General features: G+C 69.8%; 14 protein-coding genes. 3 read left to right on the forward strand and 11 right to left on the reverse strand.

The genetic code is table 11. The features are described from left to right. Positions 1-12: 12 nt before the first annotated feature. The 6 genes from mftF to mftA are packed head-to-tail and all read right to left on the reverse strand — an operon-like array spanning position 13 to position 5,024. Positions 13-1,467 (reverse strand): mycofactocin biosynthesis glycosyltransferase MftF, encoded by a 1,455-nt coding sequence (gene mftF / locus NQ152_RS16245; protein ID WP_257524732.1) that lies wholly within the window; start codon positions 1,465-1,467, stop codon positions 13-15. After that, complete coding sequence (gene mftE, locus NQ152_RS16250; protein ID WP_257524733.1) at positions 1,464-2,213, reverse strand: mycofactocin biosynthesis peptidyl-dipeptidase MftE; 750 nt, start codon at positions 2,211-2,213, stop codon at positions 1,464-1,466. Before mftE ends, mftF begins: the two co-directional genes overlap by 4 nt. Next, positions 2,210-3,394, reverse strand: a complete 1,185-nt coding sequence (mftD, locus tag NQ152_RS16255) for a pre-mycofactocin synthase MftD (protein WP_257503924.1) — start codon at positions 3,392-3,394, stop codon at positions 2,210-2,212. Before mftD ends, mftE begins: the two co-directional genes overlap by 4 nt. Before the next feature lie 13 nt (positions 3,395-3,407). Beyond that, positions 3,408-4,637, reverse strand: a complete 1,230-nt coding sequence (gene mftC, locus NQ152_RS16260) for a mycofactocin radical SAM maturase (RefSeq protein WP_257524734.1) — start codon at positions 4,635-4,637, stop codon at positions 3,408-3,410. Further along, complete coding sequence (mftB, locus tag NQ152_RS16265) at positions 4,634-4,909, reverse strand: mycofactocin biosynthesis chaperone MftB (RefSeq protein ID WP_257503926.1); 276 nt, start codon at positions 4,907-4,909, stop codon at positions 4,634-4,636. The genes mftC and mftB overlap by 4 nt, the downstream gene beginning before the upstream one ends. A 7-nt stretch (positions 4,910-4,916) precedes the next feature. Next, the gene (gene mftA, locus NQ152_RS16270; RefSeq protein ID WP_257503927.1) at positions 4,917-5,024 is read right to left on the reverse strand and encodes a mycofactocin precursor MftA; all 108 of its coding nucleotides are present in this window, start codon (positions 5,022-5,024) and stop codon (positions 4,917-4,919) included. An 85-nt stretch (positions 5,025-5,109) separates the two neighbouring features. Between mftA and mftR the strand changes: the two genes are divergently transcribed. Further along, the gene (gene mftR, locus NQ152_RS16275) at positions 5,110-5,742 is read left to right on the forward strand and encodes a mycofactocin system transcriptional regulator (protein ID WP_257524735.1); all 633 of its coding nucleotides are present in this window, start codon (positions 5,110-5,112) and stop codon (positions 5,740-5,742) included. Further along, positions 5,739-7,292, forward strand: coding sequence for a GMC family oxidoreductase (locus tag NQ152_RS17315; protein ID WP_257524736.1), 1,554 nt, complete (start codon positions 5,739-5,741; stop codon positions 7,290-7,292). The genes mftR and NQ152_RS17315 overlap by 4 nt, the downstream gene beginning before the upstream one ends. Here NQ152_RS17315 and NQ152_RS16285 read toward each other — a convergent pair. The 5 genes from NQ152_RS16285 to NQ152_RS16305 form a co-directional block, all read right to left on the reverse strand. Beyond that, positions 7,260-8,060, reverse strand: coding sequence for an IclR family transcriptional regulator (locus NQ152_RS16285; RefSeq protein WP_257524737.1), 801 nt, complete (start codon positions 8,058-8,060; stop codon positions 7,260-7,262). The genes NQ152_RS17315 and NQ152_RS16285 overlap by 33 nt on opposite strands. A 249-nt stretch (positions 8,061-8,309) precedes the next feature. Further along, positions 8,310-9,224 carry an SDR family oxidoreductase gene (locus NQ152_RS16290; RefSeq protein ID WP_257524738.1) on the reverse strand — a complete coding sequence of 305 codons (915 nt, stop codon included), beginning with the start codon at positions 9,222-9,224 and terminating at the stop codon, positions 8,310-8,312. A 38-nt stretch (positions 9,225-9,262) separates the two neighbouring features. Continuing rightward, a complete protein-coding gene (locus NQ152_RS16295) occupies positions 9,263-10,144 on the reverse strand; it encodes an amidohydrolase family protein (protein ID WP_257503932.1) in 882 nt (293 codons plus the stop codon). Next, complete coding sequence (locus NQ152_RS16300; RefSeq protein WP_257503933.1) at positions 10,141-10,809, reverse strand: 3-oxoacid CoA-transferase subunit B; 669 nt, start codon at positions 10,807-10,809, stop codon at positions 10,141-10,143. The genes NQ152_RS16295 and NQ152_RS16300 overlap by 4 nt, the downstream gene beginning before the upstream one ends. After that, a complete protein-coding gene (locus NQ152_RS16305; RefSeq protein WP_257524739.1) occupies positions 10,806-11,561 on the reverse strand; it encodes a 3-oxoacid CoA-transferase subunit A in 756 nt (251 codons plus the stop codon). The genes NQ152_RS16300 and NQ152_RS16305 overlap by 4 nt, the downstream gene beginning before the upstream one ends. Before the next feature lie 306 nt (positions 11,562-11,867). Here NQ152_RS16305 and NQ152_RS16310 point away from each other — a divergent pair, with 306 nt between their 5' ends. Further along, positions 11,868-12,977, forward strand: coding sequence for an NDMA-dependent alcohol dehydrogenase (locus NQ152_RS16310; protein ID WP_257503935.1), 1,110 nt, complete (start codon positions 11,868-11,870; stop codon positions 12,975-12,977). Positions 12,978-12,990 lie beyond the last annotated feature (13 nt).

Raw genomic sequence — 12,990 nt, forward strand, 5'->3', positions numbered from 1 at the left:
TCGGCCGCACCTCTATTGAGCGCCATCGATCCCCGCTTTTCGATGCACCTTTCCGCTCAGCGGAAGACCGGCGCGGCGGTCCGACACGATTGCGGGGACCAGTGCGCGGAAGCTGCGTCGCCTCAGACAGCCCAGCCACACCCCGGTTCCGTAGGCGATGTCATCCAGCCGGCGGGCGAGCAGAAAGCGGACCGGATCCAGACCGCGGCGCAGGCGGCTGTATTCCACCAGCCCGTCGGCCAGGGCCATGATGCCGATGATCCAGCGTGCGCGTCGCGAGCAGAGCACGGCCACGGCGCCGATCGGCCACCAGTGCCGCAACGCCAGGGCCGACGCCTGGGTGAGCGCGGCGACCACTCCGCCGCCGACCAGGCGCACGGCCAGAGCGCGGGAGCGGGTGGTCGAGCTCAGCCGGCGGTGCACGCGCCACGCCGCGACGCCGCTCACCGCAGCCGCGGCCGGAAGCGACCACCGGCGGGCGGCGAGCAGGCACAGCAGCACCGCAATGGTCCACGGTCGCAGAATCGCCGGCGGGATCGCGGCCGGATGCACGGGTGCCAGGTCGGCGGCCCCCGTGCCGTAGAACAGCTTGCGGCGAAACCACGGGCCGAAGCGCTGCCGATGCTCGTGCTCGACGACGACCCGGGGCTCGTACCGCACCCGCCAGCCCTGCTCGCAGAGCCGCCAGACCAGGTCCACGTCCTCCGCCACGCGCATCCCGGCGGTGAAGCCCGCCGCCAGCACCTCGCGACGGCCGATCAGACAGGTGCTCGACATCCACGAGACCGCAGAGCGCGGCCGCACCAGCGCCGGACGGATGCCGAGATCGACCGACGCCCGTGAGTTCTCGTAGCGCGCGATCCAGGTCTGCGGGTGCGGCGTGCCCACCACCCGGGGGCCCACCAGCGCCAGCTCCGGGTCGGCGAAGTGGCGCAGCATCCGCTCCAGGGCATCCGCGGTGACGACCACGTCCGAGTCGACGAACGCCACGAACGGGGTCTCGGCCTGCCCCAGCCCGGCATTGCGGGCGCTCGCCGGTCCCACGTTGCGGTCCAGGCGCAGCAGTTCGGCCCCGGCGCTGGCCACGACCTGGTGCAGGGCGGTCGCCGCCGGCTCCGGCGTGCCGTCGTCGACGACGAGCACGCGCACGCCCTGCAATCCGGACAGCAGCCGCTGCAGAGCGGCCGACCTACCGAGCACGGGAATGACGACGGTGAGCTGGTCCAGCGCGACTGCAGGCAGGGTCTCGGGGTCGGGGTGCGCGAGTCCGGCCTCCAGCAGCCGCGCGGCAAGCTGCCGGGAGGTGGGATCGCAGGCCGCGACCCGCGAGTCGCGCACGAACTCGAAGGCCCGTGGGCTCAGCCGCAGGACACGCGTGGGCGCCCCGCCGACCAGCACCCGCCCCCCGTCATAGCGCCACACCTCGGCGCCCACCACCACGTCCAATCCTTCGGGCGCGAGCTTCACGGCTGCTGCCTCGCGGCGGGGGACCCGCTCAGGGCTGCCCCCGTCGTGACCGTGCCGGTGCCCGCGACCGATTCGGCGACCTCGCGGATCATGCGGTCCAGGATGGCGGCGCCTTCGGCCGCGGTCGCCCCGCGCGGATCGCCCAGGACCCCGTTCGCGCTCACTGCATCCACGCCCCCGCGCCGCAGGCGGGGGAGCAGCTCGGGAACGGATGCCGTGACACCCGGCTCCGCGGCATCCATCAGCACCCGGTGTGGAGCAAGGTGGAGCATGATGCTGGTCTCCGGCCTGCCCGCGTGCACATCGCCGTGCCGGCAGGGGTGCCAGCTCACGGCGGTCGCCTCCTGGGCGAGGGTGGCCATCGCGGCGGTCAAGGCATCGGTGTTCCCGCCGTGGCCGTTGACGAAGACGATCCGTCCGGCCCACCCCCGCGCGGACCGGCAGAACTCCACGAGCGTCCGCGTGAGCGCATCCGTCCCGACCGAGACGGTGCCGGCGAAGCGCTGATGCTCGCCGCTGGCTCCGTATGCGATCGCGGGGGCGATCACAGTGGGCTGCGCGAGACGGCGGGCCACGCCGTCGCAGACGGCGCTCGCGATCGCCGTGTCGACGTCGAGGGGCAGATGGGGCCCGTGCTGCTCGGTCGCGCCCAGCGGGACCAGCAGCGTCACGTCCCGCGGCACGCGTGGCCACGGAACGTCCGCGAGGGGGAGCGGCGGCGAGCCGGCCCCCGGCCCCGCCGTCATCCGACCGGTGTGCCCAGGCGGCGCGTGAATCCCGGCGGGACCCACAGGTCGTCGGGGTTGAGATCGCGCACCGAGGAGTGGCCGAGCCCGAGCACCGCGGAATCGAGTCCGCCCCGCAGGATGTCCAGGACGTTCTCCACTCCGCCCTGACCGTTCGCGGCGAGACCCCACAGGTATGCGCGTCCGATCATGACGGCCTTGGCGCCCAGCGCGAGCGCCTTGGCGACGTCGCTGCCGCGGCGGATGCCACCGTCGAGGAGCACCTCGATCTGATCGCCCACGGCGGCCGCGATGTCCGGCAGGAGCCGGATGGACGCGGGGGTGGAATCGAGGTTGTTCCCGCCGTGGTTGGAGACGGAGATCGCGCTCATCCCCGCGTCGACGGCCCGCAGCGCGTCATCGACGCGGGTGATGCCCTTGAGCATGACGGGACCGTCCCATTGCTCGCGCAGCCAGGCCAGATCCTCCCAGGTCGCGGGCGGGGTGGAGATCCACTCGCCGTACGCGCCGAAGAAGGTCGGGGCCGGCTCGTCGCCGATCACGAGGTTCGGCACGGTCAGATCCGGAAGCGTTCCGCGCTTGAGGTACTCCGCCAGCCACGCCGGCTTGGTGATCGCGAACGGCGCGAACTCGGCCATCGCGCGCAGGCTCAGCTTCTCCGGAATGTGCGGACTGCCCCAGTCCCGGCCGTTGGAGAAGGACCAGTCCAGGGTGAGGATGATGGCCTTCACGCCCGACGCGCGCGCTCGATCGAGGCGGGCGGCGATCGTGTCGCGGCTGCCCTGCCAGTACACCTGGTAGTTCAGCTTGTCGGTGACGGCGCCGACCTCTTCGACCGACTTGCTCGCGAAGGAGCTCAGCGACATCGCGGTGCCGCGGTTGGCGGCGGCGCGCGCCACCGCGACCTCACCATCGGGGTGGACCGCCTGGACGCCGGTCGGCGAGATCAGCACCGGCAGCGCCAGGTCCATCCCGAGCACGTTGACGGAGAGATCGCGTGCGGACGACATTCCCGCGACGCGCGGCGCCAGCCCGAGCTCGGAGAACGCCGCCGTGTTGTCGGCGTACGTGGTCCCCTTCTCGGAGCCGGCCAGGAGGGCGGAGTAGACGGGGGCAGGCAGGCGCTTGCGAGCGCGTCGCTGAGCCACCGCCACGGTTTCGAACCAGGCGTTGCGGGGCATTACATGCTCTCTCTCAGTTCAGCTGCATGCCCGCGAGCGGGCTCACATTGCACGCCGAGACCGGCGGGGCCGTCGGCCGCTGCATCTCCAGCTTCAGCGCGACAGGTCGGGGGCGTGGGGGCGAGGTGCGGTGCGAGTGGTCACCACTCGGTTTGGGCCGCTCTCCGGAGGACTCCGCGAGGGCGTCGTCGCCGAAGCCGCGCACGCACTCCGGGTCGGGACCGTCCAGTGGCAGTCCGGTGAAGAACTTGGCGGCCATGCAGCCGCCCCGGCACGTCTCGAAGAACGGGCAGCTGTTGCAGGCGCCCCCGGTCTGCGGGGCGCGCAGCCGCGTGAACAGCTCGGATTCGCGCCACACCTGGCCGAAGCCGCCCTCGCCGCGGATGTTGCCGGCCAGGAACTCCTCGTGGATCGCGAACGGGCAGGCGTAGACGTCCCCGATGGGGTCGATGAGGCAGACCACACGACCGGCGCCGCACAGGTTCAGCCCCGGAAGGCTCCCGCCGAGTGCCGACAGGTGGAAGAACGAGTCGCCCGTGAGCACCTCCTCGCCGTGCGCCAGCAGCCACTGGTACAGCTCGCGCTGCTGCTCCTGCGTCGGCCGCAGATCGTGCCACGAGTCGGCGCCGCGTCCGGCCGGCCGCAGCCGCGTCAGGCGCAGTTGCGCGCCGTAGCGGTCGGCGATCTCCTTGAACTCGTCCAGCTGGCCGATGTTGGTCCGCGTGCAGACCACGGACAGCTTGAGCCGCGTCATGCCCGCGGCCGACAGTCGTTCCAGAGCGCGGATCGCCAGGTCGAAGGACCCCGGTCCGCGGATCGCGTCGTTCACCTCGGCGGTCGCGCCGTCCATCGAGATCTGGATGTCGACGTAGTCGTTCTTCGCGAGCTTCGCGGCGATCTCGGAGGTGATCCGCACGCCGTTGGTCGAGAACTTGACCCCGATGTCGTGGCTGGTCGCGTAGTCGACGATCTCCCAGAAGTCCGAACGGACGGTGGGCTCGCCGCCGCCGATGTTGACGTAGAACACCTGCATCCGCTGAAGCTCGTCGATCACGGCCTTGCACTCGTCAGTGGACAGCTCCCGAGGGTCGCGTCGTCCCGACGCGGACAGGCAGTGGATGCACGACAGGTTGCACGCGTAGGTCAGTTCCCACGTCAGGCAGATGGGCGAGTTCAGTCCGCTCTCGAAGTGATAGATCAGGCGCGGCGCGGGAGCCGGGCGGTCCAGGACGACGGCGCTCATGCCGCCACCTCGACGAGCATGTCCGAGTCACGCAGCGTCGTGATCGCCCGCAGCATCGCGGGGCGCATCTCGTCGGGCACCGCGGCGACGCCGAGGGCGTCAGCGACCGTGCGGTCGTCCGTGAGCGCGTCGACGACGGCCAGCAGTGCGGGGGACTTCAGAAACGACAAGCGCCTGGTTCCGAAGTGATACAGCAGCGCACCGAACGGCTCGGGGCGCACCGAGACGCGGTTGTGCAGCCGCAGCACGCTGTCGGGTGTGATGTCGGTCATGGCGATGTCAGTACACGCCGCACATGCCGTCGATCGACACGTCCTCGACCAGCTCGTTCGCCTCGACCAGCGTGGCGTCGGCATCTGCGGGGGCAGGAGTGGTGATTGCGTCCATGGGTTACTGTCCTCCTTGAGAGTTGCCGTCGGCGGAAAGCGCCGTGCGGTGAGCTTATTGGCACCGAGTGCCAAAGAAAAGAGTCATGCCGGAGATCTTGGACGACACAGCCCCTCGAGGTCGAGGCCGCGCACGCGCCACCTCGAAAGCCGAACTCGAGCGCATCGGGCTCGATCTGTTCATCGACCGGGGATTTTCCACGGTCACTGTGGACGACATCGCCGAGGCGGCCGGGATCAGCCGGCGCACGTTCTTCCGCTACTACGACTCCAAGAACGACGTCGCCTGGGGCGACTTCTCCCGCCTGATGGAAGGGTTCGCCGAGGCCCTCGGCCGGGCGCCGGCGGACGCGTCGGTCATCGCGGCGGTGCGCGACGCGGTCCGCGGGTTCAATCAGGTGCCCGGCGACGAGCTGGACCGGCATCGTCACCGCATGATCATCCTGCTCAAGACGCCCGAACTCGTCGCGCATTCGACGGTGCGCTACGCGGCGTGGCGTGGCGTGATCGCCGACTTCGTCGCACGCCGCCTGGGCCTGTCCGCCCGTGACGCCGTCCCGCAAGCGGTGTCCTGGGCGTGCCTGGGCATCTCGCTGTCGGCGTACGAGCAGTGGATCGAGCGACCGGACGCCGATCTGCTCGCGCTCATCGACGCGTCGTTCCGGGGACTCCGGGATGTCTTCTCGGCTGTCGTCATCGATGCGGAGGAGACCACGTGACAGCACGGCGCATCGTGGTGGTCGGGGCCGGAGGCTCCGGCATCCCCCTGGCTGCCCGCCTGGGCGCGGCCGGCCATGACGTGATGCTCGTCGAGGCGGGGCAGCGCGGTGAAGGTACCCCGGGCGGGGATGCCACGTTCGCGCAGGTGCGGGCAGATGTCCGCTCGGTCCGCGCCGGCCTGCCCGACGAGCCCACCGCGTGGACGTACGCCACGGAACTGACGCCCGGACGGGCGTACCGGGTCGGGCGCGGCCGCACGCTGGGAGGCAGCTCGGCCGTGAACGGCGGCTACTTCCTGCGTGCGCATCCCGACGACTTCGCCGGCTGGGCGGCGGTCGCCGGGCCGGAGTGGAGCTGGGCGGCGTGCCTGGGCGCGCTGCGGCGGCTCGAATCCGACCATGACTTCCCCGCGGATCCCGTCCACGGCGCGCACGGGCCGGTGCCGGTGGTCCGGGACGCCGGGACCGACCCGGTCACGGCGAGCTTCATGGCGGGCGCCGTGCAGCACGGCGCGGTCCTCGAAGCGGACAAGAACGGCGGCGGCGCCTCCGGCGTCGGGACCCTGCCCTGCAACGCGCTCGGCGGACAGCGCTGGGGCACGGATCGGGCCTACGGCGACGTTCTGGCTGAGGCCGCAGTCCAGATCCGCGGTGGTCTGGACGTGCGCCGCGTGCTCTGGCAGGGCAGCCGTGCCGTCGGCGTCGAAGCGGTCGGGGCGGAAGGAACCGTGCGCATCGAGGCCGATGAGGTGGTGCTGTGCGCGGGTGCCATCGAAACGCCGCGCCTGCTCATGCGCTCCGGCGTCGGCCCCCGGGCGAGCCACCCGCTCCACGGAGTCGGGCGCGGGCTGTCCGATCATGCAGCGGTGTCCGTGAGCTGGCGCGCGCGGTCGGGATCCCTGCCGTCGGCACCGATGACGGCCTGGACGGCGGCATGGAACACTCCGGCCGGGTCGCTCGCGGCGCATCCCCTGGAGCTGCTGCTTCCGGTGCTGCCGACCGCTGCGCTCGTGTCCGGCGATCTCACCCTGGACGGGCCGCTGGATCTGCGCGTCGCGTTGAGCACCCCGCTGTCTCGGGGGTCCGTCCACGCCGGCGGAGACGGCGTGGACATCCACTACGGCTATCTGTCCGCGGAATCGGAACGGCACGCGCTGCGCGAGGGGGTTCGCGCCGCGCTGGCCGTGCTCGGCAGAGGGCCGATGGCCGAGGTCGTCGAGACGGTCGAGCTCGTCGAACGACTCGGCGCCGCTCCGACCGACGCGCAGCTGGACGAGTGGATCCGAGCGAACCTGGCCACTGCCCTGCACTCCACCGGGACCGCTCGCATGGGCCCCGCCGACGATCCGGATGCGGTCGTGGACGCCCACGGGCGGGTTCACGGGGTCGAGGGTCTCCGTGTCGCGGACGCGTCCATTCTGCCGGCGGTGCCTTCGCGCGGCACCTCCAACACCGCCGTGATGGTCGGGGAGCGCATCGCCGAGCTGATGGGCTCCGAAACCGGCCCCCGCCGGGGATCAGGCAGCGGTGCTCGGGCGGCCGATCGCTGACGGTGCCCCGAGTCCCCGGGAGATCGCGCGCGCCGTCGCCGACAGCGCGGGCAGGACCGTGTGCGGGGACGACTTGGCGGAGATGGTGACGGCGATGGCACCGACGATCCGGTCGCGAACGCCGCGGACCGGAACGCCCACCGACGTGCAATCCGAGGTGATCGAGTCCTGCACGATGCCGACGCCGGTGCGGCGCACGTCGGCGAGCACGCGGCGCAACTCCTCGGGGTCCGTGATGGTGTGGGGCGTGAACCGCTTGAGCGGACTGGCCAGCACCTCTTCGCGGAATTCCACGGGCGCGAAGGCCAGCAGGACCAGGCCCGTTCCCGTCGCGTGCAGCGGCCACCGCCCGCCCAGCCGGGAGAGCACCGAGGCGCCGCCGCGCGCCCGGAGGGAATCGACGTACACGACGTCATGTCCGTCGCGCACCGAGAGGTGCACGTTCGCGTTCGTGGCTGCCTGCAGATCGCCGAGGAAGGGCAGCGCGACGTCGCGCAGCCGCATGCCCTGCGGCTCGAGCGAGCCCAGTTCGAGGATCCGCATGCCGATCGCGTAGCGACCGTCCTGCGCTCGCTCCAGCGCTCCCCACTCCCGCAGCTCGCCCACCAGGCGGTGCGTCGTGCTCAGGCTGAGCGCGGAGCGTCGGCTGATCTCGCTCAAGGTGAGCAGCAGATGATCCTGGTCGAAGCACCCCAGAATGGCCAGGGCGCGCTGCGCGGCCGTCATCGGCTTGATCTCGGAATCGTGGACCGGGCTAATGGTCATCATTGACCATCCTTCCTGCATCGGTGGGGACACCGCACAAGCTACCGGCAAGTTCTGCCCAGCTGAAACATGCGGCGGGCGACAGGCTGAATTCTGCGGAAAAGGCTAGCCGACTCTTCCGTCTGACGGAAGAGTCGGCCGCTGCAGCTGCGGCCGCGGCCGCTGCCGCGGTGGCGCCGGCCCCGCCGCCCATGGGGCGTCCCTGCAGCCGCGAAAGAGGGGCGCACCCAGGTGCGCCCCTCTCCGGGTCGATCAGATGGAGCGCGCCGCCAGCCGGGGCGATCCGGCTCGGTTCTCCGGCGCATAAACGGGTGAGCCGGTCAGGAACGGAATCGCAGCCGCGCGAGCCTCGTCGATCGGCTCGTCCGGGAAGGCGTCCTCGATCGCGCGGTGGCGGGCGATGACGCCGGCTTTGAACTCGGGGTGGGTCAGGATGAACATGTCTCCGCGCAGAACGCCCTGCAGGACACGCTCGCCGGCCTCCTCTGCCGTCATGTACGGCTGTCGCTTGCTCACCTCCGCGTACCCCGGGTCCCGCGGCGGATACCCGGACGCCCCGTATGCTGCGGGGCGGAGGGCTGCGGTCGCCGCGATATTGCTGTGCACCGGTCCGGGGCAGTATGCCGACACCCCGATCCCCTCGCCCAGCAACTCCACGTGCAGGGCCTCCGACAGTGCGACCACGGCACCTTTGGTCATCGAGTAGAGCCCCGCCACGATCGGCATCAGCGCGGCCATCGACGAGGTGTTGACGATGTGGCCGCCCTCGCCGTGCGCGCGGATCTTGGGCAGGAACGCCTGGATCCCGTTGCCGACGCCCCGGATGTTGACGTCGATCACCCAGTTCCAATCGTCTGGGGTGGCATCCACGACGGGTCCGGTCATGCCGATGCCGGCATTGTTGACCAGGATGTCGACGCGACCGAAGCGGGATTCCACGGCGTCCGCGGCCGCCTTCATCGCGGCCAGATCCGCGACGTCCACCTGCATCGCCTCGACGTCGAGACCTTCGGCCGCGAAGACGGCCGCGGTCTCCTCGGCCAGTTCGACGCGGCGGCCGGTGACGACCACTCGCATCCCCGCGCGTGCGAAAGCCAGCGCGATGCCGCGGCCGATGCCGCTCGTACCGCCTGTGATGACTGCGACTTTCCCGCTGACGTCGTCCATGAGTCCCGCTCCTTCGTCGTGAATGCGCTCTGCCCGGTCTAGGTCAGCCCGAACAGCCGGGCAGCGTTGTCCCTGAGGATCAGAGGGCGGACCTCGTCCTTGATCGGAAGCTGCTCGAAGTCGCGCAGCCATCGGTCCGGCGTGATGACGGGGAAATCCGATCCGAACAGCATCTTGTGCTTGAGCAGCGTGTTCGCGTACTGCACCAGCTGCGGCGGGAAGTACTTCGGCGACCAGCCGGACAGATCGATGTAGACGCGCGGCTTGTGCGTCGCCACCGACAGCGCCTCGTCCTGCCACGGGAACGACGGGTGGGCGAGGATGATGTCCATCCCGGGGAAATCGACCGCGACATCGTCGATGTGCAGCGGATTGGCGTACTTGAGCCGGATACCGCCTCCCCCCGGCTGTCCGGCGCCGACGCCGGTCTGGCCGGTGTGGAACAGGGCGACCAAACCGTGCTCTTCGATGACCTCGTACAGCGGATAGGCACTGCGGTCATTGGGGAAGAACCCCTGCGTGCTGGGGTGGAATTTGAACCCCCGCACGCCGAATTCGGTGACCAGCCGGCGCGCGTGCTCGACGCCCGCCTTGCCGCGGGAAGGGTCGATGCTGGCGAACGGGATCAGCACATCGGAGTTCGCCGCGGCCTGCCGGGCGATCTCCTCGTTGGCCGGTTCGGGTTCCTTGCCGGTCTGTGAGATCGAGTCGACGGTGAACACGACCGCCATCATGTTGCGTTCGCGGTAGTACTCCGCCAGTTCCGGAACCGTGTAGGTCGGCATGGTTCCGATGCCGAAGTACTCGCCCATCGCCTCGCTGCCGGCGTGTTCGGCTGATTCGTCCGCGACGGCGCGATGCACGTGCGTGTGCACATCGATCGCCACGATCTCATCGAGGGCACGTCGTTCGGTCGTCATTCAAGATCCTCTGTGTAGGCAGCGGTCGTCCGCGCGCGGACGTCGTCGGGGGTGATGCCGGGCGCGCATTCGGTCAGCACGAGACCGCCGTCTCGGAAGTGGAACACTGCGAGATCGGTGTAGACGCGCGTGACCACGGCGTGACCCGTCAATGGGAACGTACACGCCGGAATGATCTTCGGATTACCCTTCCGGTCCACGTGCTCCATGCACACCCATACTTCACGGGTGCCCGCGACGAGGTCCATCGCGCCGCCGACAGCGGGGTTGCGGCCGGGTACGTACCAGTTCGCCAGGTCGCCGTTCTCCGCCACCTGCAATGCGCCGAGGATCGTCGCGTCCAGGTGGCCGCCGCGGATGATCGCGAACGACAGCGCGGAGTCCACGATCGCGGCGCCGCTGACCAGCGAGATCGGCCGCTTGCCGGCATCCGTCAGATCAGGGTCCTCGTTGCCCTCGCCGGGGTGATCGCCCAGGCCCAGCACGCCGTTCTCAGCGTGCAGGAACACCTCGATGCCCTCGGGCAGGAACTTCGGGACCGCCAGCGGGATGCCGACGCCGAGGTTCACGGTGAAACCGTCGGACAGGTCAGCGGCGACGCGCTGCGCGATCTCGTCCCGACTGCGCCCGATCAGTGCGGGAAGGACTGGCTGGGTCGTGGTCATGCTGCACCTCTCATCGACGCCGTGTACTCCGCAGACGCGGGGACCGGCGCGGCGGTCATGACGACGTGCTTCACGAAAACCCCGGGAAGGTGGACGTCATCGGGTGCGATGGCGTCCACCGCCACCAGCTGCTCCACCTCCGCGAACGTCGTGCGGCCGCTCATCGCTGCCAGCGGGTTGAAGTTGCGGGCGGACAGGCGGAAACGCAGATTGCCCAAGCGGTCGCCTTGATGGGCTTTGACCAGCCCGAAGTCCGCGGTGATGCCGTGCTCGAGCACGTGCGGCCGGCCGTCGAAATCGCGCAACTCCTTCGCCGGCAGATGGTCGGCCGGCCGGCCGTCGGCGTACGTGAGGGGGAAGGTGCCGTCGCTGAGCATCGTGCCGGCGGCCGAGGGTGTGAAGAACGCCGCGATACCCGCGCCTCCTGCGCGCATGCGCTCGGCCAGGGTGCCCTGCGGAATCAGCTCCAGTTCGACCCTGCCGGCGAAGTAGTCGTCGTAGAACGTCTGGAGGATCGGGAAGGAGCCGGTGAAGCGGCGCAGGCGTCCTTCCACCACGAGGCGCCCGATGCCGGTGTAGTCGTCGCCGACGTTGTTCACGATGACGTGAAGATCACGCTTGTCCAGGTCGCAGAGCGCGTTCAGAAGCGCATCCGGCCTGCCTGAGCTGCCGAAGCCCCCCACGGCGATGGAAGATCCCGAAGGCACGACATCCAGCGCCGCCATCAGGTCCTCGCGGTACTTGTCGTTCACGCTCAACCCTCTCCCGTACTTGTTCGTTGAGGCCAGTCAATCGAATCCCGACCCCGTTGCCATCGCTCTTTCCGTCGAGTAGAAGACGTGTGCGGCCCGGTCGCCGACCTCGCTTCGAGCAAGGTGGGGAGCGGTGTCCGGCCCCGCGTCGGGGTGGACGCCGAAAGTCTTCCGTGCGGCGAAAGAGCGATAGCCGAGGAGGCGTTCTGGGCCGCACGGTGGAGTAAGTCGCGGAGCAGCCACTGATCGACGATCCTCTCGTCGCAACATCATGGCTCTGCCATATCCACGTTAGGAGAGGGTCACATGAGCATGACCACACGGGCGGCCGTCTGCCGCGAAGCAGGTCAACCATGGGAGATCACGGAGCTCGAGCTGGATGACCCTCGCGCCAACGAGGTTCGGATCAAGTTCTACGCCGCCGGCATGTGCCACTCGGACGATCACATCCAGAAGGGCGACGCAGCGATGCGGATGCCCGTCGTCGGCGGCCACGAGGGTGCCGGGATCGTGGACGCGATCGGCGACGGCGTGACCCGCGTGCAGGTGGGCGACCACGTGGTGTGCTCGTTCATCCCCGCCTGCGGAAAATGCCGTTACTGCTCCACCGGGCGCCAGAACCTCTGCGACGAGGGCAAGAACGCCTCCACCGGGGAGTTCGCGGACGGCTCGTTCCGGTTCCACCAGGACGGCGTGGACTTCGGCGGACTGTGCGTGCTCGGCACGTTCTCGCAGTATGCGGTCGTCTCGGAGTACTCGGTCATCCCGATCCCCAAGGAGATCCCGTTCGAGGTGGCTGCGCTGGTGGGCTGTGCCGTGCCGACCGGGTGGGGCACCGCCGTGCACGCCGCCGGAGTGCAGGCCGGCGAGACCGTCGTGATCTTCGGCGCCGGTGGCGTCGGCAGCAACGCGGTGCAGGGTGCGGCACTGGCCGGCGCGCAGCGGGTGATCGTCGTGGACCCGGTCGAGTTCAAGCGCGACATGGCGAAGGTGTTCGGAGCGACCCACACCTTCGAGACCGCGGAGGAGGCGACCGAGTTCGTCGTCCAGTCCACCTGGGGCGAGCTCGCCGACCACGCGATCATCACGGTCGGGGTGCTGCACGACAAGGTCATCCACGACGCGATCAACATCGTGGGAAAGACCGGTCAGGTCACGATCACGGCTGTCGGCGCCGGATGGATCGATGAGAACCCGGGAATGCTGATCGGCTACCAGCGCCGCATCCAGGGTGCGATCTTCGGCGGGTGCAACCCCCTGCACGATGTGCCGAAGCTGCTCAGCCTCTATCAGTCCGGCCACCTGAAGCTCGACGAGCTGGTCACCACGAAGTACAAGCTCGAGGACATCAACCAGGGCTACCAGGACATGCTCGACGGCAAGAACATCCGCGGCGTCATCATGATCGAACACTGAAGGACGAGGACAA

This window comes from Microbacterium sp. zg.B48 (assembly GCF_024623505.1).
GTDB lineage: Bacteria > Actinomycetota > Actinomycetes > Actinomycetales > Microbacteriaceae > Microbacterium.